General features: G+C 74.0%; 1 protein-coding gene and 1 pseudogene. Both read left to right on the top strand.

Translation table 11 applies throughout. The annotated features are described in order from the left end of the window. A pseudogene (locus tag E4099_RS33420) lies at positions 1-827 on the top strand (serine/threonine protein kinase); the annotation flags it as partial. Positions 828-965: 138 nt separating this feature from the next. Continuing rightward, the coding region (locus E4099_RS31865; RefSeq protein ID WP_167828562.1) for a protein kinase domain-containing protein at positions 966-1,606 on the top strand (641 nt) is incomplete at its 3' end.

Raw genomic sequence — 1,606 nt, 5'->3', positions numbered from 1 at the left:
GCACCAACGAGCTGGAGCCCACCCCGCCCGCGCCGCCGCGCGCCTCCATCACCGACGTGGTGCCGCGCCGCACCCTGCTGATCGTCGCGGTGGGCATCGCGCTCGCCGTCATCGCCACCGTGCTGGCCATCACGCTCAGCGGCGACGACTCCCAGGACAGCGGCAAGGGCACGGGCACCGCCGCCGGGTCCGCCAAGGGGAGCGGTACGGCCTCCGGCTCCGACGACCACCCCAACCAGGGCGGCTCCCAGCCCGCCGACCCGTCCGCCTCCGCCGGCCAGGACGACTCCCAGGGCAGCGGCGACGAGGACAAGGGCAAGGGCAAGGGCAAGGACGGGAACGACGACAGCGGCAAGGGTGACAGACGGCTGCCCGCGGGCTTCGCGGTGCTGAAGGGCGGCGACCACCACTTCACCATCGCGCTGCCCAAGGGCTGGACCCCCCACTCGATCCCCAACTACGGAGGCGGCCGCATCTACCGCGGCGGCTCCGACTTCCCGCGGGTGCAGGTGGACTACAACAGCAGCCCCAAGTCGGACGCGGCCGCCGCCTGGCGGTCCGCCGCGCCCGGCGCGGCCCGCACCATGCCCGGCTACCGGGGCCTGGGGATCCGCACGGTCGAGTGGCGCGGCTACGACACCGTCGCCGACTGGAGCTTCGAGAGGCGCCAGAACGGCACCACGGTGCGGGTCCTCAACCGCGGATTCAAGACGGACGATACCCACGGCTACGCCATAATGATCACCTGCGAGAAGGACAAGTGGGACGAGAAGGAGTGCCGGACCCTTCGGCAGACGGCCTTCAAGACCTTCCGTCCCACGGACTGAGCCCAGCTTCTCGGCGCCGGCCCCCGCGGCCCGTATGGTGAAGAAGCCGCCGACCGTACGCGGCCGTACGAGGCGGAAAACGACCGGAACTGCGCGGTAGCGGGGCGCGCTTGGGGAGGCGTCGTGGACGACTACGCGATGGGGGTGCCTCCCACGCCGTCGAGGTACGCGGGCGGGCTGCTCGCCGACCGCTACCGCCTGCCCCGTCACCCGGACGAGGCGTACGAACCGGTCGAGATCCGGGCCTTCGACACCTACAGCGGCCAGGAGGTCCTGCTCCGCCGGATACCGCTGCCGGAGCTGGTCGAGGCCGAGCTGGTCGGCGACGGCCCCTACCGGGGTGGGCGGCCCGGTCGGGGCGCCGGCGCGGCAGCGGGGAGCGAGGACCCGTCCGTGCGGCGCGCCATCGACGCCGCCACCGCCGCGGCCGCCCTGCCGGACCACCCCCGGCTGGCCCAGGTCTTCCATGTGTTCGCCGAGGCGGGCAGCCTGTGGATCGTGAGCGAGTTGGTGGCCGGCCGCCCGCTGGCCGCACTGCTCGCCGAACGGCCGCTGTCCGCACACCGCGCGGCCGAGGTGGCGGCCGATGTGCTCACCGCGCTGCGGGCGGTGCACGCGCACGGCTGGGTGCACCGCAATGTCACCCTCCACACCGTGCTGATCTGCGATGACGGCCGGGCCATGCTCACCGGCCTGGCGGCCGGCGCGGCGGAGGAGGCGTTGTGCGGCTATGACCCGCTCCCCGCGGCGCGACCCGCCCCGTCCACGCCCCCGGCGCC

This window comes from Streptomyces palmae, assembly GCF_004684805.1.
In the GTDB taxonomy this organism is placed as follows: Bacteria; Actinomycetota; Actinomycetes; order Streptomycetales; family Streptomycetaceae; genus Streptomyces; species Streptomyces palmae.
The sequence above is the reverse complement of the archived record's forward strand: the minus strand, read 5'-3'. Positions and strand labels throughout refer to the sequence as shown.